Consider the following 17639-nt stretch of genomic DNA (forward strand, 5'->3'; position numbering starts at 1 on the left):
GTAGAGGTTCGGTCGCTTCGGTCGCTGACACAGCGCGCGCGACGCCGAACCGCGCACCCCCAACTGAGTTCTCCGACTGCGGGACTGATCGAGTGCGTTCCGCTAGCCTGCGCGGAGCATGTTTCGAACTTGAGTCGCTTCAGTCGCCGAAAGGATCCATTAATGTCCCTTGACCTGGGGATATCCGACAGCGACTCAACCCTGCGCGCCCCGGTCGCGTCCGAGGCGCGCGGCGGCGCAACGGCGGTGGCCACCGCCTTGTGGTGCGCCGAACAGGGCTGGCCCGTCCATCCGTTGGCCCCGGGACGCAAGACGCCGGCCGCCAACTGCGGTCGCTGTCGCGACCAACCGCACAGCGCCGAGGGCTGCCCGTGCATCCCCGCCGGTCGCTGGTGCCACGGTTTCCATGCCGCCACGACCGACCCGCAGCGCATCCAGGCCTGGTGGGCCGAGCAGCCCCGCTTCGGGGTGGGCGTGGCGTGCGGCCCGGCGAACCTCGTCGTGATCGACGTCGACGCGCACCCGGCGCCGCTGCCGGATCCCGACCGGCTCCTGCCGGGCATCCACATCCCGGCCTCGGTGTCGCTGGGCGGACTGCGGCACGGCTTCCACAGCCTGGCCCTCCTCGCGGCGCTGCGCGGCCAGCAGGATCCCAGCCAGGACGCCACCACCCTGCGGGTGCGCACGCCGTCCGGTGGCCTGCATCTCTGGTACGCCGCGCGGCCCGGGCACCTGTGGCGGTGCTCGACCGGTTCGAGCGCCAAGCGGGCCCTGGCCTGGCAGGTCGACGTGCGGGCGCACGGCGGCTACATCATCGCTCCCGGCACCACGACGGCGCTCGGCACCTACACCGCCTGCGGCACGGTCCGGCGCCCCGCGCCGCTGCCGGGCTGGCTCGCGGCCGAACTCGAACGCACGGGCCACCGCCCCGCTTCACACGCTTCCGCACCGCCAACTCCCGTCCCCTCGCGGGCCCGTGCGGCCGTGATGGCGGCGCGCGGCGGCCGCGACGCGGCGGAGCGGACCCTGGCCACCGTGCTGAGGGCCGTCGCCGAATGCGCGGCGCTGTCCGAGGGCGCCGGGTTCAGCGAGAAGCTCAACCGCGCCGCCTTCACCGCGGGCGGCCTGGTGGGAGCCGGGCGCATGAAGCTCGCCGACGCGGAAGCCGCGCTGGTGACCGCCGCCGCGCAGGCGCGCCCCGGCCAGGAACGTCGCAGTCTGCAGATCATCCGCAGTGGGATGAGCGCGGGCAGCCGACGGCCGCTCGATCCGGGGGTTCGCACATGAACGGCACACCGTCCGCCAAAGAAGGGCTGTTCGACCCGGTCGAAGTCGCCCGTCAGATCATGCTGGGCTCCCCCGCCGAGCAGATACCCGCCCAGGCCGCGCCCGAGCGGGCGCCGGAGCAGGCCACCGAGTACGGGCTGCTGCCCGACAGCCTCAGCGACCGGGGCAACGCCAAGCTGTTCGTGTCCCTGTACGGGCGCGACTTCCGCCACGTGCCGGGGCTCGGCTGGTACCGGTGGTCCGGCTACCGCTGGGAGATCGACGAGGACGACAACGTGCTGTGGGCGGCCGGCGAGATGGCCGAGTCGCTCGCGGAGACCGACGCCCGCTCGCGCCACAGCGACTCCGCGCTGCGCCGCCACCGCCGCCGGGCCCTGTCCACGTCGGGCATGAAGGCGATGCTGATGCAGGCGAAGGCGGCACCGGGCATGGTCCTCAACGCCTCGCTCCTGGACGCCGATCCGTACGCCCTGTGCACCCCCGACGGCGTCATCGACCTCTCCACCGGCGCCCTCACCCCGCCCGATCCCGAGAAGCACTACCACTCGCGCGCCACGAGCGTGGCCGCGCGGGCCATGGCCACCCCGCGCTGGCACCGGTTCCTGACCGACACCTTCGGCGACGACGCCGACGGACGGCAGATGATCGACTTCCTGCACGAGCTGCTCGGCTACTCCATCACCGGCGACGTCGGCGCGCAGATCATGCCGTTCCTCTACGGACAGGGCAAGAACGGCAAGAGCGTCCTGCTGGACGTCATGGTCAAGCTGCTCGGCGACTACGCCGACGCCGCCCCGCCCGGGTTCCTGATGGCCCGCCCCTTCGAGGGGCACCCCACCGACCTGGCCGAGCTGCACGGGCGGCGCATCATCGTCTGTTCGGAACTCAAGCCCGGCGACCGGTTCGACGAGGCCCGCGTCAAGCTCCTCACCGGCGGTGACCGCATCAAAGCGCGCCGGATGCGCCAGGACTTCTTCGGCTTCAACCCGACGCACAAGCTGTGGCTGCTCGGCAACCACCGGCCCGAAGTGGGCACCGGGGGCTACGCGTTCTGGCGCCGCATGAAGCTCATCCCCTTCGAGCGCGTGGTCGCCGACGACCGCAAAGTGGACAACCTCGCCGACGTCCTGGTCACCGAGGAAGGTCCCGGCATCCTCAACTGGCTGGTCACCGGGGCCGGTCGCTACCTCAACGGGCCTCGCGACCTCACCGGCCCCCAGCAGGTCCGCGTGGCCACCACCGCGTACGCCGAGACCGAGGACCACACCGGGCGCTTCCTGAGCGAGTGCTGCACGCTGGGGCCCGCCCTGCGTGCGGAGCAGGCCCAGCTGTACAACAGCTACAAGAGCTGGTGCCAGTTGGAAGGGGCCAACCCCGTCTCCTCCCGGTCCTTCGCCGCCCGGGTACGGGAGACCGTCGGCATCGCCACCCCCAAGGAAATGATCCTGTCGAACCAGCGGAAGTTCTACCCCGGTATCGGACTCAACGCTGAAGTGGGAGCGACCTCATGAGCGCCCTGATCGAGCCCGCGCAGCTCGCCCACGAGAGCGGCCTCGTGTGGCTGGAGGACATCACCGGCCTGGACTACGTACGCCAGAGCCTCGACCGGCTGCCCACGCGCCGGGGAAAGCCCGCCTTCCACCGCGGCGGCCGCATGGTCGGCTACGCGGTCCTCGGCCCCGAGGCGCGCTCCTCACGGGCCTCGGGCACCTTCCTGCGCCGCGTGTTCTGGCTCGCCCCCCACGACCGCGACGGCCAGCCCGGCGGGCTCTACGCGTCCGGCGCGCCCTCGGAGGCCGTCGATCCCCGCACCATCTCCCCCCGGATCAAGGGCTACAAGACCCAGCGCTCGGAGGGCGGCCCGGAGTCCGAGGCGATGCGTGAACTCGGCATCACCCTGCCCAAGTCCTGACCCAGCGACCGAAGTGCCCAGTCGCTCGAGCGACTGAAGCGACTCATGCCGGTTTCCCACAAAACCCCAGGTCAGGCGGGGTCGCTTCAGCGTCCCAGCGACTGAAGCGACCCAAGTTCCCCTTTATGAAGACATTCCCGCGTGCGTGCGCGTGCGCGTGTGCGCGTCATAGATAGGAGGCGTCAGTCGCTTCGGTCGCTGTTTCGTCCTGGACGGGCCGTTGACCTGCGGCTTTCCGACGAGACCGACCGAGCGACCGAGGAGGCGCCAGTCGCTGGGGGCTTGGTCGCTGGGTGCTGGTACGTCTGCCCGTGCTCCGCCGAGGTATCCGCGCGAACAAGCGAGCTCCCAGTCGGTGGTGTCGCATGCAGGCGGGCATGACGCTCCTTCAGGTGCCGTACCAGAGGCGCGTACGGGGCTGGTCCTGCCCGAAGAGAAGGGGCACGATGGCTTCGCGGCCACTCTTGGCTCCATCAGCTGGAGCGAGCCCCACCGCGCAGCCCCGCGGCCTCGCCGCCCGTCGACACGGCGCGCACCGTCAGCCGCCCCCGCCGGATTGGCTGGGCTCGGTGCTCACTCACCATCAGAAAAGGCGCAGGCGCACATACGTCCCGCGCCGCGCGAGCGGGCCCGGCTCAGTAATCGAGCTCCACGTAATCGATGTCCGTGAACTCCACCATCAGGTCGTGGGCGCGGCGGCCGCGGTCCTTGAAGTAGATCTCCTGGAGGCCTTCCGCTGCGATGTCCCGCAGCTGCTGTTCCGTGGCGCCCGCGGACTGGGCGTCGAAGAGGCGGGCCGCGTACGCGGGGGGCAGGGACTGGGTGATGAGGCGCAGGCGGCCGTCGTCGGAGGTGCCGGGGGCCGCCGTGTAGCCGAACCGGGCGCGGGTCTCGATCACGATGCCGCCCGTGGTCGCGGCCTGCCGGCGCGCCCGCGCGCGGACCTTGGGCTGCCAGCGCTTGCGCACCTCGCCCACCAGCCGGGCGGCGAGGTCCTTGCGGGGCTGCTTCAGCTGGCCCTTGAGGTAGCGCTCCACGGTGCGCTGGGAGACGCCGAGCAGCCGGGCCACCGCCTGGGTGGAGCCCTTCTCCTGCTTCACCAGGAACTTCATCTGCGCCTGGGCGGACTTGGGGACGGGCCGGGTGAACGTGTTCGCCGCGGCCCGGTCGAGGCTGTCGCCGATAATGCCCATCGAGGTGCTCTACTCTCCGTCGATCGCGGCGTCGGTGCCCTTGATGTGCCGGGCCGGGTTGTGGCCCTCGTCGAGCATCCTCACCGCCCACAGCAGTTCCTGGGTGCCTTCGTGCTTGACCATGCCGGGGCTGACCCCCACCCGGAACGTACCCGGCGCCGGCTTCCCCTCCGCGGTAAGGGGCAGGAAGTCCAGCGGGCCGGGCCCGTCGGAGAAGTACACCGCGCAGTCGGACAGCAGGGCGACCGGCAGCAGCGCCTCCTCCGCGAAGCGCAGGTGCCCCGAAGGGGCTGGGGCCTGCTGGGTGGCGAGGGCGGTCTTGACGAGCTTGCGGTGCATGTTGACGCGGGCGGTGGAGATGACGGCGGCGCGGATGTCGGGCCGCCAGGTGGGACGCTCCAGGGCGGGCCAGCGCTCACCCGGCCGGTAGCCCGCGCCCTGCGGCCGCTCGCGCAGCTTGCCGATGCCGCCCTTGACCGTCGACTTGATCGCGGACAGCAGGGCGGCCAGCCCCGGATCGGTCTCCTTGTACGTGTCCATGGCGGCGAGGAACTCCCGCTCGTCCATGGCGGGTTCGATGCCGAGGTCGGCCATCGTCGTCTTGTACGCCTCGCTCAACCGCTTGTACCAGGGGTCGAGGTAGGACCCGCTGTCGGGCCGCAGCCATCCTTCGAGCGGGGTGAGGGCGACGGGGAGCTGGTGGGCGGCGACGAGTTCGTGGGCGTAGGCCACGGTGGGCGTCGCGTACCAGGCCGGTCCTTCGGGCCGGGTGCCGTCCGGGGTGAATGGGTTCGGCAGGCGCGGGTCCATCTCGATGCCGGACAGGTCGATCAGCCAGGAGCCCGGCACCGTCTTGTCGAAGGCGGGGGCGGCGACGCGGATCGGCGCCCCGAGGCCGACGGCGAGCCGGTTCGCGGCCGCGAGGAACGCGGTGTTCACATCGATGCCGACCGCGAACCGCCGCGCGCACTCGGCGTCGGTCAGCAGTTCCGGGTCCCGGATCCAGTCGAAGGCCTCCTCGTCGAGGACCTCGGCCGGGGTGCGCTGGTGGCCGCGCGGGTAGAGGGCCGCGACGACGGGGTGCTCGTCCGGGGCCTCGGGCGGCGCCGGGTCGACCGGTTCGGTGAGGGAGCCGGGCATCGCGCCGGACACCCAGGCTTCGGAGTGCGGGTCCTTGACCGCCCGCGTCGGCGGCCGCAGCGCTGTCATCAGCTCCAGGCCCGAGACGGCGGTCGAGCCGCGCGGGGTGATGACACGGGTTGCGTACGCGCCGAGCACGCGGGCGAGTTCGGCGGGTGGGAGCTGCCCGGCACTCCCCCAGGCGCGGGCGTCGAGCGCACCCCACGGCAGGACGGCGAACTGCACGCACCGGCGCTGCCCGGACTGCGCGGGACGGTACACGCGGGCCCAGGGTCCGAAGCCGCGCCGGGTCAGTTTCCACTTGGCCCGGGTGATCTGCCGGACGACGGGGTGGTCCTCCGCCAGGCGCAGGCCGCGCCGGTCCTCCAGGACGGCGGGGAGCCCGAGGCGTTCGGCGGCCGCCGCCGTGAGGACGACCAGCGGGTCGGCGTCCTTGCCGGAGCGGTGCAGGCGCGCGGCGCCCAACTCGGCCTCGTTCAGGGCCCATTCGACCAGCGAGACGATGTCCTTGGCTGGGCAGTCGAGGACCAGGCCGCCGACGCAGTACGCGTTCGCGTCCCCGTCCAGGACGGCGAGCGGACCGTGCGCGAAGCGCGGGTCGTGCGCGGCGGGGGCCGTCTGCCGGGCGGCTGCCTTCTTCGGGGTGGCTGTCTGGGGGGTCGCTGACTTCTGCGGGGCGGGGCGGCGTGCCGTCGAGGCCGGGCGCGTCGGAGCCTTGCGGGGGGCAGAGGTGGCTGGCGCAGGGGTGGGCGCTTCGGCAATGGGTTGGGCGAAGGCAGGCTGCGAGGGGGCGGGTTCCGTGGCGGCGGGTGTCTCGACAGCGGGCGCTGTCTCAGCAGGCGCCTCGGCGACGGGCGCCTCTGTGGCGGGCGGCGTAACAGTGGGCTGCGCGGCGGCGGATGTCTCGGTAGCCGCGGCCCCACGGGCGGGCGTCGTTACAGCGGGTGCCCCGGCAACAGGCTGCGTGATGACAGGCGGCGCAGCGGCAGACGCCCCGGCAGCGGGCGGCGTGGCAGAGCGCGGCACCGCGACAGCTGGTCCCGACGGGGCGGGCGGCCCCGCGGACGACTCCGGCTCGGCCGCGGGCCGGGGATGGCGGGCGGCGAGGCCCTCCAGGAGGCGGAGATAGGCGGCACGCTTGGGCGGGCGCGGCTCGGAACGTCCGGCCTCCCAGGACGTCACGGACTCCCGCCGCACGTCCAGCGCGCGGGCGACCTGTTCCTGGCTGAGACCCGCCGCCTTCCGCAGGCGCCTGCGCTCGGCCGGTTCCGGCAGGCCGTCGTCCGCGGTCACCTGCTCCAGCAGAGCGTCGACGGACGCGAACAACTCCTCCTGCTCAGGGGACACACGTACCACCTCCAGCAGCGCACCCTATGTGAATCGCACACCCAAACGCACATGAAGCGCACGCCGGGCGAGGGCTGCCGGGTCCGGCTTCACGGAGTCCAGCTTGATTCGGGCTCGTACTGAGGCATGGGAGGCGCGGCCGGAGTGAACCGCGCGGACTGGGCCGCCGGGCCGGACACGCTGTCCGCCCCGGTCTGGGCGGGGACGACCGTCGTGCCCGCCACCCGGTCGGCCACCGTACGGCCCGTGTAGGCCGCCAGGGCGTTGAACCAGAAGAAAGCCACCGCTCCCAGCCAGGCGAACACCGACAGGACCGGGTGCCCGGAGACGAGCAGGCAGCAGGCGAAGGAGTAGCAGCCCACGTCGGCGAGGGTGGTGACCAGGGCGCGCGCGGCGGCACGTGCGGGGGTGCGCGGGGTGATCCGCAGTCCCACGACCGCCTTGCCGAGGGTGCGGCCCGCGAGGGCGAGGGTGGACCAGTGGTAGAGGAAGGTGGTGCAGGCCAGGATGAGGAAGCCCTGGATCACCGCGCCGACCACCTGCTGCCACAGCGACGTGGCGACCTCTCCCGCCTTGTCGATGGCGCTGCCGTCGCCGGTGATGATCTGCCAGCTGGACAGGTCGAGGCCAGGGGCGTCGGCCCAGGCGTCGGTGATCCGGTGGACGGTGTGCACGCCGATGGCGTACGCCGCGAGAAGGATCAGGGCGAAGTCGATGGACCACGCGACGCCGCGCCGGGCGACGGCGACGGCGGCCCGGGGCGGCGCGGGTAACAGGTCGGGCGGCGCGCTGGGGCTGGTCATGGTGGTCTCCCAGGGGTGCGTCGAGGACGGTGGTCAGGGCCCTACGGCCGGGGCCAAGACCTTGACCCCGGCCGGGCCGGACGTGCCGGTCGGCCGTTGCTCGGGAAGGCTGGGCCAGGACAGCCTGCACCGGGCCCGCTCGCCTGCAGGCGAGCGGGCCCGATCGACGGATCGACGCGTAGGCCCGAACCTGCTGGATGCCCAACTCACCACCGGTAACGGCCAGTTGCATCCACGGCGGCTGCCAGAGCCGACCTCACCTCCCCCGGGGTGACGGCCGCCGCTGGAGCCAGCGGTCGTACTGCTGCCGCACGGGGTCGCCCGGGTGTGGCACCTCCGCAGTTGTCGGCCTGGGCTCTGCCTGGGGCGCGTAACCCGTAGTCGCGTGGGTCAGCGAGTCTGGGCGGTGATGTCGCCACTGGCGGTGGTGGCGTGGATGGTGAGCTCGGGGTGGGGGCCCTGGGTGTGGACGAGGCTGTTGTGGATCCGGCCGTGGGTGGTGGTCGCGTCCAGGGTGGCGGAGGTGGTGCGCGGGGCGACGACGTTCACGTTGCCGGAGACGGTGCGCAGGGTGAGCTTGCCCTGGACGGCTTCGCCGATGGTGATGTCGCCCTGGGTGACGCTGATCTCGCTGTCGCCGCCCAGGTGCCCGACGGACAGGTCGCCGGCTTCGGCCGTGAAGTCCAGGCTGTCGGCTCGGTCGATCTTCGTGGTGGTGTGGGCGACGTGGAAGGAGACGTGCCCAAGGGGGCCCGCGGTCTGGAACTCGACACTGCCCGCCTTGGCCTCGACGCGCGAGCCCGCAGGGAGGTGGACGGTCACGTCGAGAGCGCCGCAGCGGTCGAGGTACGAGTTCTTGACCGGGGCCTCGACCCGCAGAACGCCGTCACTGTAGACAGCCGTGGTCTGCTCCGCGGTCTTCACGTCGCGGCTCTTTGAGGCGTCCGCGGGCAGGACGTCGACGGTGGTGTCGGCCCGGTCGGCGGCGACGACCTGAACGCGTCCCGCGGGGACGTCCAGAATGGCGCGGACCGGGGCGGAGGTCTCGAACTTCTGCATCGTGCGCTCCCTGAGCTCGTTACTGGTGGCCTCTGCTGCGGCTGGTAGCCGCGCCGGTGCGGGAGTGCGAGCAGTCGGTTGTCGGCAGGTCGGCTGCGTGGTCGGCCGGCTTCAGCCGGGCCTGCCGCGTCACCCGATCCGCTTCCTGGAAGGGACTGCGCGAGCCCAGAACGGTGCACGAGGCCTGAGTGGTTCCCCGTTGGGGCGTGAAACCCCCCAACAGCATTCATCCCGTGCCCTGTCGCGAGCCCAGTGCTCAAGCGGTTCTTGAGGGAAGCTGGACCGGTCCTCCAACGTCACGGTGCTTTCTGGCCAAGCGGGTCCGGGGCAGGGCGTTCCTGATGTTCTCGGCGTCCTTGGCGGCGCGGTACGCGCCCACGTTGGAATGCACCACTCGTTTCGTGGTCCTCGTCACCGCTCTCGATCTCCTGGGCGGAGCTCGGGGCCCGCACCTGGCCACGACCTGTGCTGTGAGCTGAGCTCGGCCTTCGCTTCCGCGCCCTCACAGACACGGCGCCGGTTGCGGTACGGCGTTCAGAACGTAGGGCGTAGCAGGAAGAAGACGGCCGGCCTTCGCGGAGCAACTCCAGGTATGCCCGCGAGAGGCCGATAGCCGTACTCGAATCCGTCCCGCTGTGGCGAGGCAACGCCGATGACCTTCTCAGTTGGTGTGGGCGTTGATGTCGCCGTAGTTGGTGGTGGCTCGGATGTGGACGTCGGGGGCGGCGCCCTGGGCGTTGGTGAGGCTGTTGTTGATGCGGCCGTAGGTGGTGCCGGCGTCGAGCGTGGCGGAGGTGGTGGGGGCGGTGCCGACGGCGATGGTGCCGGCTTCGGTGCGCAGAGTGAGGGTGCCGTGGGTGGCTTCGTCGATGGTGATGTCGCCCTTGGCGACGCGGATGTCGCTGTCGTTGGTGAGGCGGTTGACGGTGACGTCGCTGGCGTGGACGGTCAGGTGGAGGCTGTCGGCTTCGTCGATGATGACGGTGCCGTGGGCGCCGTCGAAGGCGAGGTTGCCGAGGGGGCCCTTGGTGCGGAGTTCGGCGGCGCCGGACTTGGCCTGGATGTGGGAGTGGGCGGGAACGGTGAGGGTGATGTCGAGGGACCCGGTTGCTCCGAGGTACTGGTTCTTGACCGGGGTCTCGATGGTCAGGACGCCGTCGCTGTAGTCGGCCGTGCACTGTTCGACGGCCTTGGTGTCGCGGCTCTTGGCCGGGTTGGTGGGCTGGATGTCGAGGGTGGTCTCGGTCTGGTCGGCGGCGGTGATGTGGACACGTCCGGCCGGGATGTTCAGGACGGTGGTGATGGGGGCGGTGGTGACGAACTTCTGCATGACGCTCTCCTGGTGAACGGGTGCCTGATGCCGTGTGGCTTCGGCTGGGTGGTTGCCGTGTTCGAGTAGAGAGTGCGCGGGCGCGGTTTCAGTGGGGCATCGACCTGGTTTCAGGCGGCTTCAGCTGGGCCCGGCCCCGCGCAACCGAGCCTGGTCGTGGGGCAGTCGGGCCTCGGCCCCTGCGCGCGGCAGCCTGGCCTGGTTCTGGAAGGCTGGGCCTGCATCAGTCACCGGCCCGGCTGTGGGCAGCCCTGTCACAGCAACCGGGCTGCACCAGGCCACGCGGCTCGACGCCTCGCCCGCTTCGTCGGCCGACGTCCGCACGAAAGAGCGCAAAACCATGCCGCGGACAGACTCGCGGCACGGTTTCAGCGCAGAGGCCGCATCCCTGTACCGGCGGACCAGCGCGGATGGAGCTACGCAGGAGGCGCCCGGCCAACGGGTCCGGGCGCCAGTCCCGGGGCCAGACCGTGACCGCCCCTCGCACTCGGCCACAGTGGTGTTGGGCGTTGCTGGCAAACCTGCTCAATCGGCGCTTACGCCCCCTGTTTCCGCCAACGAGCCTTGAACTCGTGCGCAGGTAAAAGGCATGTCGTGCTCGAGTTCGTCGGCAGACAAGTGGCTAGATCTGTGCCTCTTCGGCCCGGAACCGCGTTGCGGGTGCAACGACTCATTGGATAGAACTTGAACCTTGCCCACGAAGGCTTGGGTTGCGGGAACCCCACCGGCTGACGCCCGGTGGGGGGGCGCGGGGAGCGGGGAGTTTGCGGTGTCGGGGTGGGATGTGAGTCCGTCTGGGGTGCAGGGTGCGCTCAAGAAGACGGCAGTTTCGGCTGAGGATCTGTCGACGGCGGGGTCGAATCTGAGTGACACGTTGCCGCGTACGGCGACGGCTGCGGGGACGGTTGCGTTCGGGTATACGGGGCCGGCGCTGGCGACGGGGCCGGTGGCTGCGGCGCTGGGTGAGTTCATGCAGCACTGGCAGAGGGATCTTCAGTACGTGGTGGAGCGTACGGGTAAGTCGTTGACCGGGGCGGTGGAGGCGACCAACGAGTACGTCAAGGGTGATCTGAGGATGGCTGAGCAGGCCCAGCACGCGGCGATACAGGAGCCGGTGCCTGCTCCGCCGGGGTTCTCGGGCAGGCGGCCCGGCGGTGAGTGAGCCCGAAGCGATCGTGCCCTCGGGTATCCCGCAGTTCACCGGCGACCTGGACAGCCTCGACCATGACACGGCACTCCTGACCACGGAGGCCGGGGCATTTCGCGATGCTGGTGCGGGCATTCACTCCCACTTCCAGAGCACTGCGGCGTTCTACAAGGCGCCGGAGGCGGACCAGTTGTTCGCCACGACCGCGCCGGTGGCCGCGAAGACGGCAACGTTCGCGGGGCAGCTGGAGAAGGTGGCCGGTGCGTTGAGTGCCTACAGCCAGGAGGTGCGGCCTTTGGCGAAGAAGCTCGAGGATCTGCAGTGTCAGGCGTTCGCGTTCACCGCGAGTATCGCGGGTGATGACCACTGGCGGCGCGACGGGAAGAAGCGGGATCGCAATGACGGCCTGAAGGACGAGGTCCAGGCGACGTTGCAGGCGTTCTACGAGGCCGAGATCGCCTGCCACAACAAGATCACCGCGCTGGTCGGCGGGAGCACCCTGGTGCTGGGGAAGCTCGGCGGCGGTCAGGTGCTGCCCAAGGGCACCAGCGCCTATGGGGCCAGTGCCGATGACCTCGGTCACCTGGACAAGGCTCCCTGGGGCAACTATGCGGAGCCCGAGTACACGGGGTTCAGCTGGCTGTGGCACCAGGGCAAGAGCTTTGTGTGGGACGGCTTCGTCATGGACGGAGTGGTGGGCACGGTCAAGGGGCTTGGCACTCTGATCGGTACCGACGGCTGGGACGCGGCCGGCGAGGCCTGGAAGGGACTGGCCAAGGTCGCCACCGGCCTGGCCTTCGTCATGACTCCGGTCGCCCGTGAACTCTTCCTGAGCGCCCCCGACAGCATGATGCCGAAGTGGCTCCGCGAGTCGCGCACGGCGCTCAAGCAGACCGGCAAGGCCATGGTCGCCTACGACGAGTGGGGCAAGAACCCGGCCCGCGCGGCGGGCGGGGTCACCTTCAACATTCTGACGACCGTCTTCACCGATGGTGCCGGCACGGCCGCCAAGTCGGGTGCGGTCGCCAAGACCGTCTCCGTCCTGGGCAAGGCAGGACGCGCCGTCGACCCGATGACGTACGTCTTCAAGGCAGGCCAGCTCGGTGTCGGCAAGGTCGGCGACCTGTTCGCATCCCTCAAGACCATCAACTCCGGCGCCTACAACGACATCCTGTCCGGCATCGGCCACCTGCAGCCTGACGGTACCTATGTCAAATTCGGCGACGGGGTGCCCGTGGTCAAGGGCGACGTCATCGAGTGGCCGAACGGCAGCCGCCTCGACACTCGCACCAGCAAGGTCTACGGGCCGGATGGGATAGAGGTTCCGGCGCACGCGGAACTGTCTCAGGCCCAATTGGCGCAGCTGAAAAGCTCCGTGCCGCACGTGGCGGGGGCCTCTCTGCCCGGGGTTAAATCGCCCGTGCTCGTCACCGCCGGTGAACGGGCTGGGCATGGAACACTCGACAACACTGGGCGCGACTCGATCGCACGCCCAACCGCAGCGCATGAGCCGCCGCCCGCGAGCAGCAGTCATGGCACCCTCTCTGCCCACGACGGCACTGCCAGCCACTCCTCCCCTGTGCGCCATTCCGCCAATGCCGACGGAATGAGATCCAGCTCCGGGGCCGGCAGAGGACACATGCCCAGCAGCCATGGCTCAGGCAGCGGCAGTCGTGGAAGCGGCCACACGGGGCACGACGGTGGCGGCGAACGGGAGTTGAGTACCGCCGAGCGCAAGGCGATTCAGGACGAGCATGTTCGTAAGGCTAACGAAGATCCTTCCTGGTTCAAGAAGCACTACGACAGCATCGGTCGGCGGAAGAAAAATATCGGGAAGGTGGACGGAGTTGAGCTCCCCCAGCTCGCGCAGGATGCTCAGGGCCACTGGATAGCCAAGCACGACATGCCGAGCGGCCCATCTGAAACCCGATTCGGCGCGAAGCCGCTTGGACGAGAGACCGCACCGGATCACGTACTGCCAACGCTCGACAGGTCGACCGCGGATCGTCAAGCCTATCGAGAGCTCCTGAACGCCCAGATGGCATTCGACAAGACACCCTCAGTTCCTCATCAAGAGGCCCTCGACGTCGCTCAAAAGGCTTATACCAAGCAACTTGCTGACGTTCCACCCAACAGTAAGATTTCCGAGAAACTGGGAGAGCTTGCATCCCAACTGCACGCCATTCCCCATGAGTTCACCATTCGTGAGGCAATTGACCTCCCGAAGACGCCCAATGGCGCCCACACGTTCGACGCGGCCTACAGAATCAATAATGATGAAATCCTGATCGCCGAGGACAAGGCGCCGGGGAACGATCTCGACTGGCGCCAGGGGCGCGCCGACCCTGAGGACCCCCGAAACCCGCACCTTGGCGATGATGGCGGAGCTGCGGGCATGAGGGTGAAGCAGGGAACGCTGCTATACCTGCGCACGATTTTCGCCGAGATGACAAGGCGCGGCGGTCGTGATGCTGAGCTTGCCCGAGAGTTCCGGAATGCATTGAAAGCGGGAAAGCTGAAGTATGTCCTGGTTAAGGTAATGGAGCCCGAGGGTAACCGCTATGCTGGAGCCGTGCTGGAACACATGAAAATCTACTCAGAAGGTGGGCCGCATGGTCATCCGAATCCCCCGTCATGACTTTCGCGTGGACAACGCGGCTGAGGTCATGGCGCCGATCATTGAGAGCACGGAGGAGGCGCTGTCTGAACTTGAGACCTCCGAGTTCGACCGCTATGACGCTCTGGACTATGCACTCACCGTTGCCAAGTGGAATTGCCTGACGGATCCGGCGGCAAAAGAGTTCTCGACCTGGGAGGCATGGGTCACTGCGATGCAGGTCGGCTCAGGTCTGTTTATCTCGGGGGTGTCTTCGGAAGGAACTGTGCCGTGCCGTATCGGGAGCCAGGGCGAGATCAAGAATCTGCCCGCGACTGGACCGCAAGAGTACCTGAATGCCGGTAACTGGCTCACGTCCTACTACCTGGCAGTGATTTGCCGAGAGAACGAGCGTCTTGATCAACTGGCCCGGGTGCCAGTCTCCTTTCTTCGCGCGTCCGGTGCGGAGTTTGACGACTATATCTATGCATGGGTAGAGACCCTGCAGAATGCGTGGTTCGGTCGCCAGGAGACCTGGGACACGCTGGTTACCGCTATCAACGGGACAGATCCCGGAGCTCCCCATATTGCAAGTGCTGAGCTCATGCTGAAGATCCTCTATCCGCCGCTGGAAGTATTTCATCGATACCAGCGGCAAGAGGCGGGTCGGTTCAACGACGCCCTAGCAGAAGCCGTCACTTGGCACCGCGAGTACTGGACTGGGAATGAGGCGCGGTCCAAGAGCGGTGAGGGACTGGTAGCCCTCGGCCCTCTGGCTATCGCCTGCATGGCCTTCGACGCCGACATCCCAGTCGAAGTCGAGTCCGATTACCTGCCCAAGCACCTCTTGGAGCGCACATGGGTCGGTGAGTACGACACGTGACCGACGCACGGTGCCATGGTGGGTATGGCTACGGTGCCTGACCCATCAGGTCGTAGAGGGACACCGTCCGGTGGCACCAGGTGCCGGCCCGTGCACAGCTGTCGTGAACCGCTCGGCATTCCTCTGGAAGGTCTCGGCATGCAGCGGCCGTGGTACCGCCGCATCCTGGATACAAGGGCTCCCCCAATCGTGGTGCACCCTCCGCTTGATACGGGCGGGCGGCGAGTCGTAGTGCGGAACCAGATCGTCGGTATCGCCTATGACGACCGCGAACTCATTGAGCTGCTCCGCCGGACAGGCTTGTACCTGGCAGAGGCGTTGGTGGACAGCGACTCCCCGATGATCGAATGGCGGGGGGGCAGCCCCACGACTACGGATGGGGACCTGGAGAGCCCGGACACAGGCCTGCCCCATCGCGATGACCTTTGACAGGTGATCTTTACCGATTGCCAAGTGGCCTTGACCGGCTCCGGTTCCCAGAGGATGGCATGGGGGCTCAGCCAGTCTGGCTTTCCGGCGGGGGCCAGGGGCCCTCGAGGGCCGGCCCGCAGTCGGCGGGCAGGTTGGCCACCACCAACGCGGCTGCCTCCTGCGGCGTAAGCCCCTCGCCCAGGACCGACGAGTAGAGCGGCCCGTACACCGAGCACGGCGCGCTGCCCGCGATGAACGGTAGATCGTTGCTCCACGGGAACTGCGAGTTCCGGTGGAAGGTGAGGCACCCGTGGCTCGGGAACGGGAACAGGACCCGCAAGCGCGGTTCAGCGTAGGCAGCTTCCATCACCGCCGGATCCCCCCGTCGCACCGTGGGGTCGCCCGCCAGCATCAGCCGCCAGGTCTTCTCAACCGTCGTCTCCTCAGCCATCTCGCGAGCATGGCGCTCACGCCCCTGACAGGCAACCTGCTCGGTCCCGGCATAAGTCCCCGCCCCTTCACCCGGCAGGCACACCAGCCCGTCTTCTGGAATCCGGAGCGGGTCAGAGCCGCTTGGCAACCGGTCAAGATCACCTGTCAGAGGACACGCGATGAGAGAATTCGGGTCCTCTGCCGACACGACCACGCTCGAACCCATGGGAGTGCCTACGGGGGTGCTGACCTTGGGGACTGTCAGCGATCGTCGAAGCAAAGGTCCTCGTCGACACGGTGTGGCTACATCCCGGGAACCCCGCGTACCGGCCGAGGCCCCACGTCGGTTCGCTCGGTGCCGTGAGGGCGTAGAACCGCCGCCCTTGCGGGTCATGGATGATCCGGCCGTGGCCCGCGGTGGACAGCACGCGGGTGATGGTGGCCGGCTCCTTGCTGGCGGTGCCCGCGTACACGAGCGGTTCCGTGAGGTGGATGGCGGAGAACCGGCGTCCCAGGGCCAGTGTCGCGAACGGTCCTTCCTGCCACTGATCCCGAGCCTGCTGGGGCTTGTTGAGGATGCCAGCGAGCCACTCTGTGATCGCGTCCTGCTCGGACGCGGTGACGAGGTGTGCAAATGCGTTCATGGATGTCTCCGCCGTCGGCTGCCTGTGACCTGGACGGGAGAAAGGTCGGCAGGGCGATTGCGCTGGATTGCGCGTGCTCGTGAGGCCGTTACTGCGGATTGCTTACATGGGGGTCATCTGTGCCCTGGCGCGCGCGATGAGGCGATGCGCCTGCAGGCCGTAAGCCGCCGCTTCATGGAGCCCGTCCCAGACCCGGCCGTACAGCGCCACGTCATCGGCGGACTCGAACTGCAACTCGGTGTTGGTGGTCTCCACGACCACCCGCCCCTCATCGAAGATCCAGAAGCCATGCTTCGGGCTCACTCTGTGCGTTGCTCCGAAGGGAACGATGCCGAGCTCCACCGTGCTCATGCCGATCAGGCCAACCAGCCGATCCAGCTGGCCGGCCATCGCCTCTCGGGGGAGACCAGTGCATGAAGGGCGCCCTCCCAGATCAGGCCCCGGTACAACTTGCCTGCCTCGTAGAGGACTTCCTGCCGCTTCATGCGGGCCTGCACAGCCGCCTCTGTGTCGCGAGGCGACTGCATCAAGGCGGCGTTCCCGGCGAGCAGATGGCGTGCGTAGGTGGGCGTCTGGAACAGGCCGGGGACGACGGTGGCTTCGTATCCCCGCGCGGTGGTGGTCTGGTGGTACTCGACGACGTACCGGTCCTGTACGGGACGGTGCCCAGCCGCCAGCTGGCGGCGCCAGGCCGTTGCTGGGGTTCGAGCCCCCGCAGTCGGCTCTTGAGGTCGTCGGCCTGCGTCGGCGCGTTCGCTGCGGCTGCCAGGCGTCGAGCTCGTCGGCGGTTGCGGTCTGCTTGCCGGTCTCCAGACGGGACACCTTCGAGCGGGCCCAGCCGAGCCGCGCGGCCATGTCCTTGCCGTTGAGGCTGGCCTCGGTGCGCAGCTCGCGCAAGCGCGCACCGAGGGCGACTCTGGCGCTCTGAAAGTCCGTGCTCGCACGGACGAACGTACCTGCGCCCGGACTTCGGCAGTAGGCACAGCACAACGCCAGGCCGCATCCCTCGCCCGGCACGCCTCCAGCACCTGGACGGGGTCTTCGGTGACCTCCACGCCGAGGGTGGTTCGGTGCCGTCGATGTCGAGGCGGATCAGGATGCGGGAGTCGAACAGCCCCAGGTCGACGTCCGGCAGGCGCAGCCTCTCGGCTTCGGAGCGGGTCAAGACGCGGGGATTGCGGCAGATTGCGCATCGGCGGCCAGTCGGGAGCGTTGCGCGCAACGAGGGACAAGACCGCCAAGGACAAGCCCGAGCCCCTCCACGCGCTCACGCTCGGCGGCAGCTCGACCTCCCTGCCGGTGCGCTTGTGGCACCGCCTCGCCACGCTGCTGCGGCGCTAGACGCAGCACGGCCCCTAAACCCATCGCCTCCAGTCCTTGCCGTACATGGGGCCGCGCAATCCCCGGATCGGGTGCGATGCGGACTCGCACACCCATCTGCGTGGTCGAACCGGA

General features: G+C 69.2%; 14 protein-coding genes and 1 pseudogene. 7 read left to right on the forward strand and 8 right to left on the reverse strand.

Annotated elements, in window-relative coordinates; translation table 11 throughout:
* The first annotated feature begins 162 nt into the window (after nt 1-162).
* The 3 genes from AC07F3_RS31940 to AC07F3_RS31950 are packed head-to-tail and all read left to right on the forward strand — an operon-like array spanning nt 163 to nt 3199.
* Nucleotides 163-1287: a bifunctional DNA primase/polymerase gene (locus AC07F3_RS31940; protein WP_479117927.1), complete on the forward strand. Its 1125-nt coding sequence runs from the start codon at nt 163-165 to the stop codon at nt 1285-1287.
* Nucleotides 1284-2798 carry a DNA primase family protein gene (locus AC07F3_RS31945; protein WP_479117929.1) on the forward strand — a complete coding sequence of 505 codons (1515 nt, stop codon included), beginning with the start codon at nt 1284-1286 and terminating at the stop codon, nt 2796-2798. The genes AC07F3_RS31940 and AC07F3_RS31945 overlap by 4 nt, the downstream gene beginning before the upstream one ends.
* On the forward strand, nt 2795-3199 hold the full coding sequence (locus AC07F3_RS31950) for a DUF6009 family protein (protein WP_114039620.1): 405 nt from the start codon (nt 2795-2797) through the stop codon (nt 3197-3199). Before AC07F3_RS31945 ends, AC07F3_RS31950 begins: the two co-directional genes overlap by 4 nt.
* 635 nt (nt 3200-3834) lie before the next feature.
* Here the strand turns inward: AC07F3_RS31950 and tpg are convergent.
* The 5 genes from tpg to AC07F3_RS31975 all read right to left on the reverse strand — a co-directional run bounded on the left by tpg (nt 3835) and on the right by AC07F3_RS31975 (nt 10071).
* Nucleotides 3835-4392: a telomere-protecting terminal protein Tpg gene (tpg, locus tag AC07F3_RS31955; protein WP_479117931.1), complete on the reverse strand. Its 558-nt coding sequence runs from the start codon at nt 4390-4392 to the stop codon at nt 3835-3837.
* 9 nt (nt 4393-4401) lie between these two features.
* The gene (gene tap, locus AC07F3_RS31960; protein WP_479117933.1) at nt 4402-6879 is read right to left on the reverse strand and encodes a telomere-associated protein Tap; all 2478 of its coding nucleotides are present in this window, start codon (nt 6877-6879) and stop codon (nt 4402-4404) included.
* Nucleotides 6880-6968: 89 nt separating this feature from the next.
* Nucleotides 6969-7682: an RDD family protein gene (locus tag AC07F3_RS31965; RefSeq protein WP_479117935.1), complete on the reverse strand. Its 714-nt coding sequence runs from the start codon at nt 7680-7682 to the stop codon at nt 6969-6971.
* Between the two features lie 390 nt (nt 7683-8072).
* The gene (locus AC07F3_RS31970) at nt 8073-8741 is read right to left on the reverse strand and encodes a DUF4097 family beta strand repeat-containing protein (protein ID WP_479117936.1); all 669 of its coding nucleotides are present in this window, start codon (nt 8739-8741) and stop codon (nt 8073-8075) included.
* Between the two features lie 661 nt (nt 8742-9402).
* Nucleotides 9403-10071 carry a DUF4097 family beta strand repeat-containing protein gene (locus AC07F3_RS31975; RefSeq protein ID WP_479117938.1) on the reverse strand — a complete coding sequence of 223 codons (669 nt, stop codon included), beginning with the start codon at nt 10069-10071 and terminating at the stop codon, nt 9403-9405.
* Between the two features lie 691 nt (nt 10072-10762).
* Here AC07F3_RS31975 and AC07F3_RS31980 point away from each other — a divergent pair.
* The 3 genes from AC07F3_RS31980 to AC07F3_RS31990 are packed head-to-tail and all read left to right on the forward strand — an operon-like array spanning nt 10763 to nt 14697.
* Nucleotides 10763-11233, forward strand: coding sequence for a DUF6507 family protein (locus AC07F3_RS31980; protein WP_479117940.1), 471 nt, complete (start codon nt 10763-10765; stop codon nt 11231-11233).
* Nucleotides 11226-13856 (forward strand): hypothetical protein, encoded by a 2631-nt coding sequence (locus tag AC07F3_RS31985; protein ID WP_479117941.1) that lies wholly within the window; start codon nt 11226-11228, stop codon nt 13854-13856. The genes AC07F3_RS31980 and AC07F3_RS31985 overlap by 8 nt, the downstream gene beginning before the upstream one ends.
* Nucleotides 13831-14697 (forward strand): immunity 49 family protein, encoded by an 867-nt coding sequence (locus AC07F3_RS31990; RefSeq protein ID WP_479117943.1) that lies wholly within the window; start codon nt 13831-13833, stop codon nt 14695-14697. Before AC07F3_RS31985 ends, AC07F3_RS31990 begins: the two co-directional genes overlap by 26 nt.
* Before the next feature lie 496 nt (nt 14698-15193).
* Here the strand turns inward: AC07F3_RS31990 and AC07F3_RS31995 are convergent, their stop codons facing one another.
* The 3 genes and pseudogenes from AC07F3_RS31995 to AC07F3_RS32005 form a co-directional block, all read right to left on the reverse strand.
* Entirely contained in the window at nt 15194-15559 is a 366-nt protein-coding gene (locus AC07F3_RS31995) for a DUF6193 family natural product biosynthesis protein (protein ID WP_479117944.1), read from the reverse strand.
* A 139-nt stretch (nt 15560-15698) separates the two neighbouring features.
* A complete protein-coding gene (locus AC07F3_RS32000) occupies nt 15699-16184 on the reverse strand; it encodes a hypothetical protein (RefSeq protein WP_479117945.1) in 486 nt (161 codons plus the stop codon).
* A 102-nt stretch (nt 16185-16286) separates the two neighbouring features.
* Nucleotides 16287-17174 (reverse strand): annotated as a pseudogene (locus AC07F3_RS32005) (helix-turn-helix domain-containing protein).
* Between the two features lie 222 nt (nt 17175-17396).
* On the opposite strand from AC07F3_RS32005, the gene AC07F3_RS32010 reads away from it, so the two are divergent.
* Nucleotides 17397-17525, forward strand: a complete 129-nt coding sequence (locus tag AC07F3_RS32010; protein ID WP_479117946.1) for a hypothetical protein — start codon at nt 17397-17399, stop codon at nt 17523-17525.
* Nucleotides 17526-17639 lie beyond the last annotated feature (114 nt).

It is taken from the genome of Streptomyces sp. NPDC045846 (assembly GCF_056431605.1).

Bases quoted from the DNA above. Each gene is read 5' to 3' on its own strand.
- AC07F3_RS31940 (WP_479117927.1), top strand. From the start codon at position 163: ATGTCCCTTGACCTGGGGATATCCGACAGCGACTCAACCCTGCGCGCC.
- AC07F3_RS31945 (WP_479117929.1), top strand. From the start codon at position 1,284: ATGAACGGCACACCGTCCGCCAAAGAAGGGCTGTTCGACCCGGTCGAA.
- AC07F3_RS31950 (WP_114039620.1), top strand. From the start codon at position 2,795: ATGAGCGCCCTGATCGAGCCCGCGCAGCTCGCCCACGAGAGCGGCCTC.
- tpg (WP_479117931.1), bottom strand. From the start codon at position 4,392: ATGGGCATTATCGGCGACAGCCTCGACCGGGCCGCGGCGAACACGTTC.
- AC07F3_RS31965 (WP_479117935.1), bottom strand. From the start codon at position 7,682: ATGACCAGCCCCAGCGCGCCGCCCGACCTGTTACCCGCGCCGCCCCGG.
- AC07F3_RS31970 (WP_479117936.1), bottom strand. From the start codon at position 8,741: ATGCAGAAGTTCGAGACCTCCGCCCCGGTCCGCGCCATTCTGGACGTC.
- AC07F3_RS31975 (WP_479117938.1), bottom strand. From the start codon at position 10,071: ATGCAGAAGTTCGTCACCACCGCCCCCATCACCACCGTCCTGAACATC.
- AC07F3_RS31990 (WP_479117943.1), top strand. From the start codon at position 13,831: ATGGTCATCCGAATCCCCCGTCATGACTTTCGCGTGGACAACGCGGCT.
- AC07F3_RS31995 (WP_479117944.1), bottom strand. From the start codon at position 15,559: ATGGCTGAGGAGACGACGGTTGAGAAGACCTGGCGGCTGATGCTGGCG.
- AC07F3_RS32000 (WP_479117945.1), bottom strand. From the start codon at position 16,184: ATGAACGCATTTGCACACCTCGTCACCGCGTCCGAGCAGGACGCGATC.